The organism is Paludibaculum fermentans (genome assembly GCF_015277775.1).
GTDB lineage: Bacteria > Acidobacteriota > Terriglobia > Bryobacterales > Bryobacteraceae > Paludibaculum > Paludibaculum fermentans.
The window spans coordinates 7,675,918-7,692,529 of sequence record NZ_CP063849.1; the positions used below are offsets into that span (position 1 = coordinate 7,675,918).

Here is a 16,612-nt window from a genome sequence, read left to right on the forward strand (position 1 = left end):
CTTGCTCGTTCAGAGGGTCGCTGCCCAGCTGGACGGTGGGCGGGCCGGCCATCGCATCTGCGCGCGATGCCGGGCTGAATCAATCTGATTCCAGATACCCATATCGGTCTCCGTCGGGGCTCCGTGAAAAAGAATGATATTTAAGGAGCGGTTATTTCGGTATTATGTAGGTTAAAGTTTATTTATTTTGCAATGCGTGGATCGTCCCTCCTCCGGCGGAGTATGTTCGCCACTTAGCTGGAACATGAAGACGTTGAGGGTGTTAGAGTTCTTAATAGCTGATTAAGAACAAAGCGAGTCCGCCATGAATCGAGCACTGCCTTCTCTTCTGCTGCTTTTCGTTTCGCTTGTTGCCCACGCCCAGCGCGTGGACACCATCTCTCTGGATACCGTCTACCAGCGGATCGACAACTTCGGTGCTTCCGATTGCTGGACCATGCAGAAGCTCTCGAGCTGGAGCCTCTCGTCCCGCGAACGCGTGGCCGATCTGCTCTTCTCGCAGTCCAACGGCATCGGGCTTAGTTGCTGGCGCTTCAATATCGGTGGCGGTACAAATGTGAAAATCACTCACCCCTGGCGGAGTCCGGAGACTTTTGAAGTATCCGAGGGTAAATACGATTGGACGCGCCAGGCGGGCGAGCGCTGGTTCCTGGGCGCGGCCAAACAGCGCGGTGTGCCTCAGTTCCTGGCCTTCGTGAACAGCCCGCCCGGCCGCATGACCCGCAACGGCCTCACCTTCACAACGAAAGGGGAAGGCAGCTCAAACCTGAAACCGGGCATGGAGCCGCAGTATGCACGCTACCTTGGCGACATCTTGAGCCACTTCCGCTCCAATCCTGACACGAGGGAGAGGCTCGATTTCCAGTACATCAGCCCGATCAACGAGCCGCAGTGGCAATGGGATGGCACCTCCCAGGAGGGAACCAGGGCGAGCAACTCCGACATCAAGGCGATCACAAGAGCCTTGGCCGCCGAACTGAGCCGCCAGAAGCTGACTACGCGGATTGCCCTTGTCGAGAGCGGCAGCCTGCCGGATATGGTCCACCCTAATCCTGAGATGACCAAACAGTACGGATCCACCTACGGAAACTACATTGATGAGTTCCTGGGTGACAGTTCCGTGGCTTCGCTGTTGGCGCCCATGTTTGGGTACCACGCCTACGGCTCCGATCGGTTGACAGGCTCCATCGTCGAGGATCGGCGGGTGCTCGCCGAACGGATGAAGAAATATCCACAGCAGCGGCTTTGGCAGACTGAATACTGCATTCTCGTCGGGCCGGAGGGCAAAGGAGGCAATAAGCGCGACCTGACGATGGCTACCGCCCTGGATGTCGCCCGCATCATTCACCTCGATATGGCCGTGGCGAACGCGTCGGCGTGGCAGTGGTGGACAGCTATGTCCCCCGAGGATTATAAAGACGGGCTCATCTATACCGATTACAAGAAACCAGGGGATCCCGAGTCCATCCTGCCGTCCCGGCTACTTTGGGCGCTGGGGAACTACAGCCGCTTCGTGCGCCCCGGCATGTATCGTGTGGTGGTGGCCGGTGAACCGGACGACATCCGCGGACTGATGCGGACGGCCTACCTCGATGCGGAAGGCAGGCGCGTCGTCGTGGTTTACGTAAACGTAGGCCAGGCCCCCCAGAGTGTCACAGCGAAGTTTGATGTGGCGAAGCGCGGCTGGCGGCTGCGCCGGACCACACCCTGGGTCACGTCCGATCTTGAAGGCGACGAACTGAAGGCCTACCCTCGCCTCAAGCCGGGCGAGGCATTCCAGCTTCCTGCACGTTCCGTTGTCACGCTGGTCTCGGAGTTTGAACCTGCCGGGAAATAGCCGGGCTTAGTCGCATGGTCCGACAGGGCGTAGCGGGTCTGCCTTCATTCCCCTCGCCACAGCTTGGGCAGGAACCGGTAATAGAGAAGATGACGCCAGGTCGCCCAGTCGTGCCCGCCGTTGCCTCCGACATAGTATTCGTGGACGATCTTGTGGTTGAGCAGCGCCTGGTGCAGCGCAACGCACCTCTCACCAATCCGCTCATTCGCCTCGCCTGTGCCCTGGCCCACGAACAGGTAGGCCACTTTCCTGTTGACGTCCGGATCGTTGAGGAATTTGCTGCTGGTTTTCTCACTGTCTGTGTCGCCTGCGCTGAGCACTCCGAAGGAGGCGAAGAGATCCAGGCTGTTGAAGCCGACGAACTGGGTGTGCCTTCCGCCCATCGACAAGCCCGATAGCGCGCGGCCTCGTGGATCCTTGCGCGTGCTGTACTGGCTGTCGACCAGGGGAATGATGTTCTGCCGCAGGTCCGCTTCGAACAACGGGAAGGTCAGTTCCGTGTGCCTGGGATGGTTCCGGTGCACCATTTGATTATTCGGGATGGCGATAATCATGGGCAGCGCTTTCCCTTCCGCCAGCAGGTTGTCCATGATGAAACTGACTCGGCCATCGTAGATCCAGTTGTAGGCGAGTTCTCCGCTGCCGCCCAGCAGGTACAGCACTGGATAGCGCTTCGCCCGGTCATAGCCCGGCGGAGTGTAGACGTACAGTTCCCGCTCGCCATTCGTCACGCCGGAATGATAAACGTGCCTGGTCACGTTTCCGTGTGGCACGTTTCTTGCGTCGTAGTACGCGGGCCCGTCGCCCGGCACAACGAGTTGGCTGAAGGCCGGTTGAGCCGCGGTGCCCGCGATCGTGTTGTTCGGATCCGCCATGCGCACTCCGTCCACGGTCAGGGAGTAAACATACATATCCGGCTTCAGCGGCCCAATCGTCAGGGTCCATGCTCCGTCGTCCCCCCTAAGGAAAGGCACCGGCTTGTTGGCCGCGCCCAGGGCGATCAGCAGGGCCGGGCCAGTCAGTTGGACCTCATGCGCCTGGGGCGCCTTCAGGCGGAACGTCACCATCCGGTCGTCCCGTACTTCCGGAGACAGGATGGCTGCGCCAAATGGGATGAGATTCTCAGTGTTCTTCTGCGGGTTATGGTCTAGGTTCACGTTCGCCTGCTGGGCGAACAGGGCGGGCAGGCAGGCAAGCAGGACGAGTGATCGCACTATCGGTTACCTCAGGTTGGGGATCTTCCCTCGTAACGGTATACCCTGCGGCCCATCGCCTGCTAGTCCGTCCGCCAGCCGGGCCCGTGCATAAACCCCGGCGGTTCCACGGAAGGCCCGTTGCCCAGTGGTAGACTGTTGCGACGCTCTTATGAACAAACGCTCGCTGGCTGCTGGTTGTGCCGCCGGATTTGCCTTTTCCGCCAACTACACGAATCATGCGCCCATGGTTCCGGCCCTGCGCGGTGAGTTCGGCTTCGACAATGCCAGCGCCGGGTTGCTCACCACAGGCATCTTCCTCACCCACGCCCTGATGCAGATTCCCGGAGGGCGGCTGGCCGATCGCTTCGGACCTGCCCGCGTGTTGACGTTCGCCCTCGCCTGGGTGGCCGTGGCGAATCTGGCGATCGCCTTCGCGGGCTCTTACTGGATGCTTCTGTTCTGGAAGGCGTTTGCGGGCATCGGAACCGGCGCCTGCTTCACGGCGGGTGCCCGGTACATCGTCTCGTCCTTTGAGGGCCGCGAACTCCATGTGGCGCAGGGTTTCTTTGGAGGTTCGGTGGTGCTCGGCTCCGGCTTCGTGCTGTTTGCGGTGCCGCAATTGCTGGGCGCCTTCGGCTGGCGGGGCGGGTTTGCCGGATCGGCGATTGTGGCGGCGGTCGTGTGGTTAGGTTGGCTCGTCTCCGCTCCGCCTGCCGCCTCTCGAACCCATTCCCCGGGGAGTCTCTCAGAGATGTTGCGGAGCCGCCAGTTGTGGCTGCTGGGGTTCATCCAGATGGCCTCGTTCGGGCTGGTCATCGTGGTGGGGACCTGGATCACCACACTGCTGAAAACCGCCTTTCAAATGCCCCTCAAACAGGCAGGACTGCTGGGGTCTGCCGTACTTCTTCTCGGCATCGTCTCCCGGCCTCTCGGTGGCTGGCTGCTGCACCGCATTCGGATCCACACGCTCATTCAGTGTGCCCTACTGGCGAATGCGGCCGCGTGCGCCGCCCTTGCCTGGGGGCAATGGGTGGAACTCACGCTTGCGGCGGTCGCCGTCCTCGGGATAGGCTGCGGATTGCCGTATGCGGGTCTATTCAATCGGGCCGCCGCGCTCTTTCCTGGGCGCGCTGGGGCCGCCATGGGACTGGTGAACATGGTGGGGATCCTCATGATTCTCGCGGGTGCGCCGGCTGTCGGCTTCCTCGCCGACTGGACTGGCCAATTCCAATCGAGTTTCCTCGTGCTAGGCGGATTCTCTCTGGCGGCAGCCGCGTCGGCATCGGCAATTTCGGAGCAATAATGAACCTCATCCAGTTATTCGATCTCTCCTTGAAGGGCCGCCGCGACGAGGTGGCGCTCGAGTTCAGTGGAGGCTCCTTCACCTTCGGAGAGATCGATGACCGCAGCAATCGCATGGCCGCCCTCTTTCAGCAGCGCGGGCTCGAGAAGGGCGACCGGCTGTGTGTCTACCTTTCCAACTGCGTCGAGCTCATCGACATCTACCTCGCCTGCGCCAAGCTCGGCGTCATCTTTGTTCCAATCAACATCCTTTACCGCGAACGCGAGATTCTGCACATCCTCGCTGACTCCGGCCCCAAGGCCGTGATCACCGCGCAGGAGATGCCGGGCACTGTTCCCGTGTGGCCAATCGCCGGACTGATCACTCCACCAGCAGCGGAGCGGCCCGATGTAGCCCTTAATGGCGATTCGCCGGCGGCGCTGGTGTACACCTCAGGAACCACCGGCGCCTCAAAAGGGGCGATCCTCACACACAACAACTTCGCGGTGAACGCAATCAATCTGAACGCGTGCTGGGACATCACGAAGACCGACCGATTTCTACTGGCGCTGCCGCTTTTCCACGTTCACGCGCTGGGCAACGGCCTGCACTGCTGGCTGATCAGCGGCTGCCGCATGCGCCTGCTGGAGCGCTTCGAGCATCAGAAAGCCGCCGCGGAGTTTCTCGACTACCGGCCTACCCTCTTCTTTGGCGTGCCGACTGTCTATGTGCGCCTTCTCGACTTCCCGGCTGACATCGCAGGTCAGGTGGGCCGCTTCATGCGGCTGTTTGTCTCCGGCTCGGCTCCACTGCCGCCGCAGGTCTTTGAGGAGTTTCACGCCAAATTCGGTCACACCATTCTGGAGCGCTATGGAATGACCGAGACCCTCATGAATATCTCAAATCCCTACGTGGGCGATCGCCGGCCTGGAACCGTGGGGCTTCCTTTGCCCGGCATCTCGGCACGGATCGTGGATGGCGAACTCCAACTCCGGGGACCCAATGTTTGCGCCGGCTACTGGCGCCGCGAGGAGGCGACGAAAGCCGCGTTTGAAGATGGATGGTTCAAAACCGGCGACGTGGCCGAATGCTCGGCCGACGGGTACTACACTCTGTTGGGCCGCAAGAGTGACCTCATCATTTCGGGCGGGTTCAATATCTACCCCCGCGAGATCGAGGAGTTTCTGCTGGAGCAGGAGGAGGTCGCGGAAGCCGCCGTGGTAGGCGTCCCCGACCAGCTACGCGGAGAAATCCCCGTCGCCTACATTGTGCCCCGTGCCGCGATCGACGCCGCCACCCTGGATCTGCGCTGCCGGGCGAAACTTGCATCCTTCAAAGTGCCGCGCGATTTCCTCGCTGTCGACAAACTCCCGAGAACCGCATTGGGCAAGATTCAGAAGCACCTGTTGCCTCCGTGGACGAAGTAGCGGAAAACCGCCCCTCGACGCACGACTCCCTTCCGCCGCGCATCATCTTCGCTGCTGCTTCCGGTGTGCGAGCGGAGGCGGAGTTCTGATCCGGCCGCCCCAGCCAGGCCAACGGCAGGACGTGGGCCGGCTGGGGCGGGTGACTCTTCCGGATCACCCATTCGCTATGAACGCTGGCGATCCTTGCTGCGAAACCGCGCTAAGACTTAGTGACGACGAACTCGCCGTACTCGTGCCCGCACTCGATTCCCTTGGTCTGCACAGTCCGGAATGTCCGCATGCCCTTCTGGCCGGTAACATCGTACGGGCCGCCGTACGCCAGGTCCATGAATGCGGCCGAAATGCCCTGCAGCATGTAGGCTGCGGGTTTGCTGGCGGCCCCGTAGCTGACGATGTCGGCCTCATAGTAGTCGTAGGCGCGCACCACCATTCGCTCCCCCGGAACAAGTTCGGCAATTTCGCACTTCGCCCAGCCCCAGGCGGTAAGAACGGCAAACGCGCCGTGCAGAATGTCTTCCGGCACTTGCTCCACCATCGGAGCGATGACCGCGTTCCACTCTTCCGACGTAATGATCCCGTAGCCTGTGTGGTAGCCACACTCGTGTGCGGCGTTCACCAGCAGGAATTCTGCCGCTTCCGTTAGATCCAGCCCAACCTGCCGGGTCAGCCGTTCGGCAAACGAATTCCAAAGGACTGCCGGGAGCTGGTTCACAAACACGCCGAATGCAGGAATCAATCCTTCCTGATTCCCCCCAATATCGATCTTGGACAGGTTCTCGATGACTTTCTTGCGGTTGATTGACATACTCTGCCTTCCTTAGTTCGCCACCACCTCGAACCGCGAGCGCTCCGCGCCGGCAACAATGCTGGCCACTTCATTTGCGCTGAACGACCGCGGCTTCAGTCCGAAAACCGCCGCGAACAATGCCGTCACATAGCCGCACGTCACGTAGTTCACCGCCTGGTCGCGCTTGCCGAACTTCCTGATCCAGCCGGCATCCAGGTGCGAGGTCAAAAGCTCGACTTCGCCGCCACCTGCGCCTGCGCACGCCACCTTCAATTGCCCCAGGCCGCTGAACGCGTAGTATTGCTCGCCGATCAGAACGCGGTCGGCAATCGTTGCGATGCCTTGCTTGCGGTAGTAGTCCGACAGGATGTGGAAGAACGCATCCTCACTGACCTCTCGCAGCAGTTTCTTCCCATCAAGAAACGCACAGTCCTCCGCGAGTTGCGTGTACAGCGTCAGGTAGTGATGGCAGTGTAGAACATGAGTCACCCCGTTGATGTTGTGCCGCGACCGAACTGGGTCAAAAGTCCGCTCTATGATAAGTTCAGTTTTCTTATTAACCGGCATTGCTTCTCCTCCTCACACGTTGGGGGCTTCCAGGCCCGTTACTTCGCGGATTGCGGCGCGGAATTTCTCAATAAGCTCCGGAGAATCCGGCGTTTGCTCCGCCTTGTTGGACGGCACCAGCGTCTTCATAGCGACCCGCATCTTTGCAGTCGCTCCGCCATGGTCGTGAACAAAATCGTAAAGTTTGACTAGCTTTTGTGCCATAGACACTCCTCCACAGGTATTGCCTCAAGCGCATCGTTCCATGTGCGTCGAATTTCTTCTTTGTTCCGGCGCGGGAACGTGGCCCGGCAACTTGATTCGCCCTCCACTCCCTGTGCAATCAGTCCTTGTGCTGATCGCAAGCGGAAGTAGGGACGAGGGAAACTTGAGAAGTACTGAACTTCCCCGAGATGGCGCAGAGCGAGGATATTCTCCCTGGTCCACGCGGATGCGAGCAGATATCGATAGACGGCGCTGCCGTCAAAACAATCCTCCAATTTCACTACTTCAACGATGTGCATCGGGATACTCTTGACACCGCGTCCAGTGCCTCCCCAACCTCCTCTTCCGTTGTGAAGCCCGAGATGCTGAACCGGACCGTTCCCTCTGGCGCGGTTCCGATCGCCTTGTGAATCAACGGCGCGCAATGGAGTCCGCTCCTGCAGGTGAGGCCAAAACTCTGCTGTAGACAATGCCCAAGTTCGGCTGCGGGCCATCCTGCGAGCTGCATTGAAACGATGCCCCCACTCTCGTTGCCCCCGCCTGCGAGAAAGACTCCTGGAATCTGCTTCAGTCCCCTGCGGAGCGCTGCAGCTCTTATGCTCTCCAGACTCCTGTGATCTGCGCTGTTCTGCGAATGCCATGCGAGAGCCGCCCTAAACCCCGCCAGCCCGGCAAGATTAGGTGTGCCGGCTTCCAGGCGCATGGGCATCTCTGGCGGATGCTCAGCCAGGTCGCTTCGTGCGCCTGTGCCGCCGACTACTGTCTGGTGCAGTTCTAATCCAGGTGCGACATACAGCGCGCCGACACCGGTGGGTCCATGGAGCCCCTTATTTCCATTGAAAGCAATCATGTCAGCGTGAAGCTCACTGGCCTTGCAATCCAGATGGCCCACAGATTGGGAGGCATCCAGCAATGTAAGGGCCCCCGCGAAGTGTGCTTGGGCAAACAGACGAGGAACGTCTTCAACGTGTCCGGTTACATTGCAGCGGTGGTTCAGGATCACCAGTCGCGGCTCAAGCCGCAAGATCGATGAGTAGTCCTCTTCCAGCACGGCGCCTGTGGCATCACAGGCGACCACTCGCACCCGGATTCCTGTTTCGCGCCGCAGTCGCTCCAGGGGACGCAGTACGGAATTGTGCGCTGCTGCGCTCACAGCCACCAGAGACCCATTGCCAAGCTTCATGCCCAGAATCGACAGGTTCAGGGCATATGTCGCATTCGCGGTGAACACGATCCGGTTGCAGTCAGTTATGCCGAGCAACTCTGCTGCCTGCATCCTGCATGCGCGTATGAGCCCCGATGCAGAGCCTGCATCCCTGTCGATGTCACCGACGGGAGTGGTCAGGGCGTCAGTCACGGCTTGGGCAACGCCCGGGGCTTTGGGCCAACCCTCCGCCGCATTATTGAGATAGCTCGACACGCTTCCTTCGGTGTTTGGTGATCGGCTATATTGCGATTGAACTTTAGCGGCGAAATGCAAAAAGCGAGCAGTAGTGATGTGGCGCGGAGTTTGAATCTTTGAGTGAAAGTAAAGGAAGAAACCTTCTCCAATGTGTCGCACCAGCTGGTACGTGAATCTGAACAGATCTATAAGCTAAGTGCGTACTCGTAATTATGCAGGATGATAGCGTATCGCGGTTGATTCGGCCGGCTGGGTCGGCGAGGCTAGCTATGTGCGCATGTCCGGTTGAACGCGTGAAAATGCAATACATGGAAGATGTACATTATGTAAAAGACGAGAGGTTAATTGGTGAAGATTGCCGAGAGCCGATCTGGTATTGTGGCAATGATACAAAGAACTACTCGAAGCTTAGGGTGCGAGCTTGGCCGGTCGATGGCGCAGCGTGCGTGAATTCAGATAGGAGGACGGCGGATGGGGAGGCCCGTTTCTGAATCATCCAGGCTGAAGTGGCGTCATTACAGCTTCCCATGCTTCTCGCGAAAGGCTATCGGACTGGCGCAGGCTGGGTTAGTCCTCATGCCAATGAAGGCCGCCGGGGAGTGCGCCGGAAGAGTACTCGATGTGAATGACTCTCCGGCGAGCGGGCTTTGCGGACGCCGAGGAAGCGTGCAGCAGCAGCGGCCTTAGGATCAGTACACTGCCGCGCGGACTTGCACACGTCTCCACTTGAATTTCCTTCGCGAGAGTCGTGATTTTCGCCGGACTCAGCCGCCCCAGCAGATGAGTTCCAGGCAATACGCGCAGTGCTCCGTTGTCCGCCGGCGCATCGTCCAGGTGGATCCTCAGGGCCACCATCTCTTCCAGGACGCGTGCCGGCGGCTGGACGTGAACCACTCCCGCCTTAACACTCCATGGGCCGAACCCCTCAATCTCTCGGCGTTCCTTCACGCAGATCGTCAAATCCTGGTGCCAGGGCACCAGCCAGTTGGCCTCCGGGCGCTTGTCGAACAACAGGCCGCGAACGGGGCGCGCAGTATCGCCCAGAACAGACCGGGCCAGCGCGATCAGCGGTTCCGCCTCGGCCAGCTTGCGGACGGCCGGAGCGGCCGTCAGCAGATTGCGGATCGCATAGACACTTCCGCGGGAACGAACGTTGGTACTTCCTTCCACGTCCGCCAGCGCGCCCTCAAACGCAGCCAGCAGGCTTGGATCAATCGCGGATGGGCAGATCGCAAACCCCAGATCCTTCACGTGCGCCGCGATTTCAACTGGGCTGGCTGGATACTTCCTGGTCACAACAACAAGGATAAGCGGTGCGCTCCGGTTAGCATGTCAGTGCCGGCTCTGCTCCCCTCTCCGTTCCGGAACCAACTGGGGCAGCACCGTGGTAGCAGCGGCGCTCCAGGTGCTTGCCCGGCCTCTTCCTCTAAATGACCTTCCCGTCCGCGGTTCTCTTCACCTTGCGCTCTTCCTTGAAGGCGAGATTCGCCATGTGTGGGCCGGCCACGGCGGCCGCCGCGATCTCAATGGGACAGTTCGGTTCCTGCCGGCTTCGAATACAGTCCAGGAAGTTCTGTTGGTGCGCTTCGGGCTGGTCTGTGTCGCTCAATTCCCGGCTCGGCTCAGTGGGTACTTTCTGCGTCCAGGGCGTTGCCGACGCGCCCGCGTCCTGGTACACCCGCAACCCTTTGCGATCGAGCATCAGCGTCCCCGCTTCGCCCTGAAATCGGATCGACCAGTCGAAGTCATACGTGCTCCTGTAGTCCAACGTCCATGTCGCCAGGAACTCCGGATACTCAAAGGTCGCGTTGAAGACGTTGGGGACCTCGACGCCGGTGGCCTCTGTGATCCGCCCCTGGCACACCGCCGATAACGGAGCGCCCGAGTTTGTCATCCACTGGACCACGTCCATCAGGTGAGTCCCCTGGTCCGTCATGTTCCCGCCCGAGTAATCCCAGAAACCGCGCCACCACCGGAACCGCATCGGGTCCAGCGGCCTCTTCGGAGCGGAACCGAGGAACCGCGTCCAGTCCAGCTCACCAGGCAGCGGGGACTTGTCCAGCGGCAGGTCGAAGTGCCAGTTCCACCGCGCCTGCACCATCGAGATACGGCCGATGACGCCATCCTCGATCATTTTCTTGGCCTGCCGCACGAAGCCCATGCTGCGCCTCTGCATGCCGATCTGCACCACCTGCTTCGTCTTGCGTACGGCCGCGATCATCTCGTCACTCTGTCTCAGCGTCAGCGAAAGCGGCTTCTCCAGGTAGAGGTCTTTGCGAGCGGCGAGCACTTTCTTCAGCATGGGGCAGTGCTGGTGATCCGGCGTAGCCACAACCACGAAATCGAGGCCCGGCTGCGCCAGCAATTCCTCATAGTCGCGGTAAGCCTTCACACCGGCTGGAGATTCACTGCGCGCCTTGTCCAGATAGGGCTGGTACACATCGCACAACGCTGCGCACTGCGCGCCGATCTTCTGGAACGCTCGATTCAGCCCGCCACCCCGGTTGCCCGTCCCGATGAGCCCGTAAGAGAGGCGGTCGTTCGCGCCCCAGGCGCTGGCGGGAACAATGATCGGCGCGGCGCTGATTGCGCCCGCAAGAAACTCTCGTCTGCTGGATGACATGACAACGCCCTCTCACTCGGCTGCGCGAAGCGTGGAAGTCCGCTCCGCTCTAGTTCATCTGTTCTGGGGGGCGCTGCTCCTTTTCCAGACGGAGCCAGCCGCCCCACCGTGCGGCACTTCGAACGTATCAAATAGACACGGCAAATTCTGGTCTCCCCCCCTGGAGCATCCGCTTCGGCTGCTCCGTTCTCCATGCGGAGTAAGATGAGGTGGAAGCATCAGACTCTGGCGCTGAGGCGGGATTCCATTCAACTGAACCTCACCTATTGCAGTACGGGACAGCGGATGCACGGCGTGCTCCGTCGGCTGCTCTGCAGCCCGTGGCAGTTCTCCATTTCCAGTCTAGGCATCCGCACCGTCGCATCTGGTTTCAACAATCGATCGCAAACCACTACGCTCTGGCCGGTAAGGGGGAATCAATGAATCGTCGCTATTTCTTCATGGCGCCGCTGGTGGCAGTCGCCGGCCGCCGTCTGGCCGCCGCGCCCAGCGACAAGGTCCGGGTCGCTTGCGTCGGGGTCCGCAGCCAGGGTTGGGTGCACGTCCGCAAGTACGCCCAGCGGCAGGATGTCGACCTCGTTGCCCTCTGCGATGTCGACGACAACATCCTCAATGGACGCCTGGGGGAAGTCGAGAAGATGGGGCGCAAGCGCCCACAGGCCTACAACGACATTCGCAAGCTCCTCGAAGACAAGAGCATCGATGCGATCTCCATCGCCACCCCCAATCACCACCACACTCTCCAGACGATCTGGGGTTGCCAGGCGGGCAAGGACGTCTATGTGGAGAAGCCCTGTTCCCACGACATGTTCGAAGCGCGCCAGATTATGGCCGCGGCAAAGAAGTACGGGCGTCTCGTACAGCACGGCACCAACAGCCGCTCCAGCATCGCCCGCGAAGCGGTGAACCACCTCCACACAGGCTTGATCGGGGATGTCTACATGGCGCGCGGGCTGTGCTTCAAGCGCCGTGACACCATCGGACACGCGCCGGTGGAACCCGTTCCGGCGGGTGTCCATTACGACCTCTGGCAGGGGCCGGCTCCGCAGCACGCGTTCACTCGCAATCGGTTTCACTATAACTGGCACTGGTTCTGGGACTACGGCAACGGCGACCTCGGCAATCAGGGCATCCATCAACTCGACGTGGCCCGTTGGGGGCTGGGTGTCAAATACCCCACGCGCATAACCGCCGCCGGCGGGCACTTTATGTTCGACGACGATCAGGAGACTCCGAACACCTTAAACGCCACCTTCGAATTCAATGAGGGCGGCCACAAGAAACTGCTCGTCTTCGAAGTCCGCCACTGGATCAGCAACCACGAAGCCGGAATCGGGGAAGACGAGCCTGGCTCAACCAACACCGTGGGCGCCGTCTTCTATGGCAGTAAGGGCTATCTCTCCGTATGGGATGAGGACCACGGCCGCTACGAATCGCACCTGGGGAAAGAACGCACGCCCGGCCCCTCCGGTCGCGACCAGGGCGATAACTGGAGTAATTTCATCGACGCCGTGCGAAGCCGCAAGCAGTCCGACCTGAACGCACCCATCGAAGAAGGGGCCATCTCTACCACTCTCGTCCATCTGGCCAACATTTCTTATCGCGTCAACCGTTCCGTCACCTTCGACCCGCAGACCTGGACCTGCCCGGGCGATAAAGAAGCCACCGCCCTGTTCCGCCGCCAGTACCGGGCGCCTTTCATCGTGCCTGAACTGGTCTGAGTCCCTTCGAGCCGGAGCGTCGGTCGGGCCGCCGCTTAATTTGCCCCTTCCCACCCGTCTCTTAAGGTCCTAGACTCGGGGCAGGGAGGTACAGAATGTCATCAACTCTCCCGCTCGCCGCTCTCTTGCTCCTCTCGGCGGTCCGCCCGGCGGACGCCTCCTGCGTCGTCACCCTCGACGTGGATTCGGTGGTCCATCCGGTCACGGTCGATCTCATCGACCGTTCGCTGATCGAGGCCCGGAATCGGCATTGCTCCCTGCTGCTCCTCCGCCTGAACACACCCGGCGGCTATCTCGAGGCGACCCGTTCCATCACCGAACTCATCATCTCCTCGACTATTCCGGTGGCCGTCTATGTTTCGCCTGGTGGGGGCCGCGCCGCCTCCGCGGGCTTCCTCATTCTGCAGGCTGCCGACATCGCAGTGATGGCGCCAGGTACACACACCGGAGCCGCCCATCCCATCTCTCTGGTAGGGACACCCGATGAGGTCATGAAAAAGAAGCTTGAGAACGACACGGCGGCCGCCCTGCGCACGCTCACTGATCGGCGCGGCCGGAACTCCGCTCTGGCTCAGAAAGCAGTGCTCGAGTCCGTCTCGTTTACAGACCAGGAGGCACTGAGCGGCCACCTCATCGACTTCATTGCCCGCAATGACCGGGACCTTCTCACGCAACTCGCGACGCGCCCCATCCGGCGGTTCGATATGTCGACCCTCACGCTTGACCTGCACGATGCCGAATTGATCCCCTACCAGAGTTCCGTGCGCCAACGAATCCAACTGGCCCTCTCCGACCCGAACATCGCCCTGGCCCTCACCCTGCTGGGTGCTCTCTGCCTGTATATCGAGTTCAGTACCCCAGGGTTGTTCCTGCCCGGCGTGGCCGGCGCCCTCATGCTCCTCACGGGACTCTTCTCCCTTTCCGTGCTGCCGTTAAGTTGGTCCGGTGCGGCACTCCTGCTCCTCGCCGTTGCCTTCTTCGGTCTCGAATTGAAGTTCCCGACCCACGGAGTTCTCGGTGCTGGAGGAGCCGTGGCCATGGTCTTCGGCGCTCTGCTGCTGGTCGACAGCCCCCTGCCCGAACTGCGCGTTCACCTCTCCACCGCGCTTGCCCTGGTTCTTCCCTTTACCGCCATCACCGCGTTCCTCGTAGCCATTGCTGTGCGCGCCAGGTTGTCGGCGCCCGCCACGGGTCGCGAAACCTACCTCGGTGCTCGTGCGGTCACGCTCAGCCCCCTTCAGCCCGAGGGGCAGATTCTCTTCCATGGCGAAATCTGGCGAGCCCGTTCAACGGAACCGCTGCCCGCCGGCGCCTCCGTTCGCATCACTTCCATCGACGGCCTCACCCTGGACGTCGAAGCTCAACCACCTGGAGACTGACCGGTTCGATACATTTCCATCTCATTCACCTCGCTCCTCTTCCTCGTCTTCGCGCCAATTCACCGCACGTTCGACATCTCCCAGCGCAGCGATCTTGAAGAGACGCATCTCCACGAATTGCTGTCGGCGCGGGACAAACTCGGCGCCCCCCTTCAGGCCATCCTCGGCGGGAACACCACCTCCTGGGGCATCAAGGTTTCCATGGTAGAAGTGGAACACTAAGCACAAACTGCCGGCGCCCCGGCCCGCGCAGTCCGCTAGTCAAACAGCCGCTTCGTCTCTTTGGTCGTTGCGGATTCGGATCGCCTCCACAACCTCCGACACGAAGATCATTCCGTCGCCTGATCGGCCGGTCCACGCCGCCTGCCGGATGGCTGCCAGCACTTCCTGCAGTTCACGGTCGCCAACGACAACTTCGATCTTCAGCTTGGCTGTGGGCCAGGCCTCGCTTTCGGCGCCGCGGTACAGCAGTGCGGCCTCTTCCCGCGATCCTCGGCCTCGCACTTCGAGAACCGTCATCCCGCCCACGCCGGCGTCCTCGAGACCCTGTTTCACTTCGTCCAGCTTGAATGGTTGGATAACCGCCTCGATCTTCTTCAATCGCCCCTCCGCTGAAATGAAACTGCCCGATAGAACTCAATCCAAGTGTGCAGCCGCCCGGAAAGGCGGCCTGGCCCTTCCACGCAGGCATACCCAACGGCCATGTCCGGTCGTCGAGTGGAGTGAAGAACGGCTCCGGCCCAACCCCAGTACCCGGCCATCGCCCGCGCAATCCACTCGGAATTCCCAGTGTAGCGAACCACCCTGCTCGCTCATTCCTACTGGCTGCCGCGAATCGGAAACACTCGGCAGAGTCGCCGGAAGCCCTTCCTTGCGCTCATCGCCGGCAATTCTTGCTTTCTTCCCCCAGCCGGCCGACTGCGGCCGTGCCACCAGGTTTGGTATTCTGCGGGATCTTGCGACAAAAACTGAAAGAGACCATCCTCCCCCTGCTGCCGGAATCCTTTGCCCGCTGGTACCGGGCACCTCAGTGTCCCCCCGATGCACAGGAGCGTTTCGGCCATCTGACTCTGCTCGAAACGTTTACGACGATTTATCGCGAGCAGGTCTGGGGGCGTGCCCCCGGCCAGGACTTCTACTCCGGCACAGGATCTGAGGATGAATTCGCCATCCCCTACGCCGACGCCCTCCAACGCTTCCTTGAGCGGCACGGGATTCACACTGTGACGGACCTGGGCTGCGGCGACTTCCGCGTAGGGCGTCGCGTGTCCGCCCTCGTGGATCAGTATCACGGCGTCGATTGCGTCCCGGAACTCATTGCGCATCTCAGCGCAACCGAAGCCCGTCCGGGCGTCTCCTTCCATTGTCTGGACCTCACCACCTCTTCACTGCCCCCGGCCGGCGCGGCACTCATCCGGCAGGTCCTGCAACATCTGTCGAATCGGGAGATCGCCATGGTTCTCAGGCAGTGCGCGGACTACCCGTTCATCATCGTGACGGAGCACCTCCCCGTCGGCTATTGCCCTTGCCCCAATCTCGACCAGCTTCACGGCCCAAACCCCCGCCTGGTCGCCGGCTCCGGTGTCTATCTGGATCAGCCGCCCTTTTCCCTGAAATGCTCGGTACTCCTCGAGCTCCCTTGTTGCCACGATTCGGTCATCCGCACCATCGTGGTCGACAACCGGGCCGGAAACTAGCTCAGCACCGCCGGCGGAATCCGCATATCATCCCGCGAGAGGAGAGCCCGTCCCGCTCCCGGATCCGGCGCCCGCGGTCTGCTGTGGTACTACTCAATAATGCGGCACCTTCTCCTCGGGCTCGTAGTGTGTCTCGCTGTTCCGCTGCCTGGTCAAAACAACGGGCTCATCGATAGCCTCAATCGTCTCGATGCCGGCAATTTCGCGGAATCGGCCCGAATTTTGGAACAGGCTGGAGTTCGCGCCGGTTCCGATGCCCGCGCCCTCCTCACCTTGGGCGTGGCCTTGACCCTCTCCGGCCGCTTCGAGGAGGCGATCGAGCCGCTGCAGCGCGCCGTCCAGATCAAGCGCCTCGACGAGGCCACCCTCTGGCTCTACGCCTGCGAACGCATGTCCGGCATCGTCACCGAGGCACACGCCTACGGCATCCGCCGCCCTGGCATGCCGCTACGCCTGGAGGGCATGCTGCCGGCCGATCAGTCCTCCTGAC

15 protein-coding genes are annotated in these 16,612 nt (G+C 61.2%); 7 read left to right on the forward strand and 8 right to left on the reverse strand.

All coding sequences use genetic code 11. The features are described 5' to 3' along the window. Positions 1 to 304 precede the first annotated feature (304 nt). Positions 305 to 1,837, forward strand: coding sequence for a glycoside hydrolase (locus IRI77_RS30425; protein WP_194448718.1), 1,533 nt, complete (start codon positions 305 to 307; stop codon positions 1,835 to 1,837). Positions 1,838 to 1,881: 44 nt separating this feature from the next. Here the strand turns inward: IRI77_RS30425 and IRI77_RS30430 are convergent, their stop codons facing one another. After that, positions 1,882 to 3,051 (reverse strand): esterase, encoded by a 1,170-nt coding sequence (locus IRI77_RS30430; protein ID WP_228486400.1) that lies wholly within the window; start codon positions 3,049 to 3,051, stop codon positions 1,882 to 1,884. Between the two features lie 151 nt (positions 3,052 to 3,202). On the opposite strand from IRI77_RS30430, the gene IRI77_RS30435 reads away from it, so the two are divergent. Both IRI77_RS30435 and IRI77_RS30440 read left to right on the forward strand, forming a co-directional pair. Continuing rightward, the gene (locus IRI77_RS30435; RefSeq protein WP_194448719.1) at positions 3,203 to 4,336 is read left to right on the forward strand and encodes an MFS transporter; all 1,134 of its coding nucleotides are present in this window, start codon (positions 3,203 to 3,205) and stop codon (positions 4,334 to 4,336) included. Then, positions 4,336 to 5,742: a class I adenylate-forming enzyme family protein gene (locus tag IRI77_RS30440; protein WP_194448720.1), complete on the forward strand. Its 1,407-nt coding sequence runs from the start codon at positions 4,336 to 4,338 to the stop codon at positions 5,740 to 5,742. The genes IRI77_RS30435 and IRI77_RS30440 overlap by 1 nt, the downstream gene beginning before the upstream one ends. Positions 5,743 to 5,941: 199 nt before the next feature. Here the strand turns inward: IRI77_RS30440 and IRI77_RS30445 are convergent, their stop codons facing one another. The 6 genes from IRI77_RS30445 to IRI77_RS30470 form a co-directional block, all read right to left on the reverse strand. Continuing rightward, the gene (locus IRI77_RS30445) at positions 5,942 to 6,547 is read right to left on the reverse strand and encodes a hypothetical protein (protein ID WP_194448721.1); all 606 of its coding nucleotides are present in this window, start codon (positions 6,545 to 6,547) and stop codon (positions 5,942 to 5,944) included. A 12-nt stretch (positions 6,548 to 6,559) separates the two neighbouring features. Further along, entirely contained in the window at positions 6,560 to 7,018 is a 459-nt protein-coding gene (locus tag IRI77_RS30450) for a hypothetical protein (protein WP_194448722.1), read from the reverse strand. 90 nt (positions 7,019 to 7,108) lie between these two features. Continuing rightward, positions 7,109 to 7,300, reverse strand: coding sequence for a hypothetical protein (locus tag IRI77_RS30455; protein WP_194448723.1), 192 nt, complete (start codon positions 7,298 to 7,300; stop codon positions 7,109 to 7,111). 280 nt (positions 7,301 to 7,580) lie between these two features. After that, positions 7,581 to 8,720: an aminotransferase class V-fold PLP-dependent enzyme gene (locus tag IRI77_RS30460; RefSeq protein ID WP_194448724.1), complete on the reverse strand. Its 1,140-nt coding sequence runs from the start codon at positions 8,718 to 8,720 to the stop codon at positions 7,581 to 7,583. Between the two features lie 549 nt (positions 8,721 to 9,269). Next, positions 9,270 to 9,953: a phytanoyl-CoA dioxygenase family protein gene (locus IRI77_RS30465; RefSeq protein ID WP_228486401.1), complete on the reverse strand. Its 684-nt coding sequence runs from the start codon at positions 9,951 to 9,953 to the stop codon at positions 9,270 to 9,272. Positions 9,954 to 10,128: 175 nt separating this feature from the next. Continuing rightward, positions 10,129 to 11,325 carry a Gfo/Idh/MocA family protein gene (locus IRI77_RS30470; protein ID WP_194448726.1) on the reverse strand — a complete coding sequence of 399 codons (1,197 nt, stop codon included), beginning with the start codon at positions 11,323 to 11,325 and terminating at the stop codon, positions 10,129 to 10,131. Between the two features lie 419 nt (positions 11,326 to 11,744). On the opposite strand from IRI77_RS30470, the gene IRI77_RS30475 reads away from it, so the two are divergent. Next, entirely contained in the window at positions 11,745 to 13,046 is a 1,302-nt protein-coding gene (locus tag IRI77_RS30475) for a Gfo/Idh/MocA family protein (protein ID WP_194448727.1), read from the forward strand. Between the two features lie 95 nt (positions 13,047 to 13,141). Beyond that, the gene (locus IRI77_RS30480; RefSeq protein ID WP_194448728.1) at positions 13,142 to 14,425 is read left to right on the forward strand and encodes an NfeD family protein; all 1,284 of its coding nucleotides are present in this window, start codon (positions 13,142 to 13,144) and stop codon (positions 14,423 to 14,425) included. A gap of 261 nt (positions 14,426 to 14,686) precedes the next feature. On the opposite strand, the gene IRI77_RS30485 is transcribed toward IRI77_RS30480, so the two are convergent. Continuing rightward, a complete protein-coding gene (locus IRI77_RS30485; protein ID WP_194448729.1) occupies positions 14,687 to 15,025 on the reverse strand; it encodes a P-II family nitrogen regulator in 339 nt (112 codons plus the stop codon). Between the two features lie 356 nt (positions 15,026 to 15,381). Here IRI77_RS30485 and IRI77_RS30490 point away from each other — a divergent pair, with 356 nt between their 5' ends. Next, positions 15,382 to 16,122, forward strand: coding sequence for a class I SAM-dependent methyltransferase (locus IRI77_RS30490; RefSeq protein ID WP_194448730.1), 741 nt, complete (start codon positions 15,382 to 15,384; stop codon positions 16,120 to 16,122). Between the two features lie 99 nt (positions 16,123 to 16,221). Next, entirely contained in the window at positions 16,222 to 16,611 is a 390-nt protein-coding gene (locus IRI77_RS30495; protein WP_194448731.1) for a tetratricopeptide repeat protein, read from the forward strand. The last annotated feature ends 1 nt before the right edge of the window (position 16,612 follow it).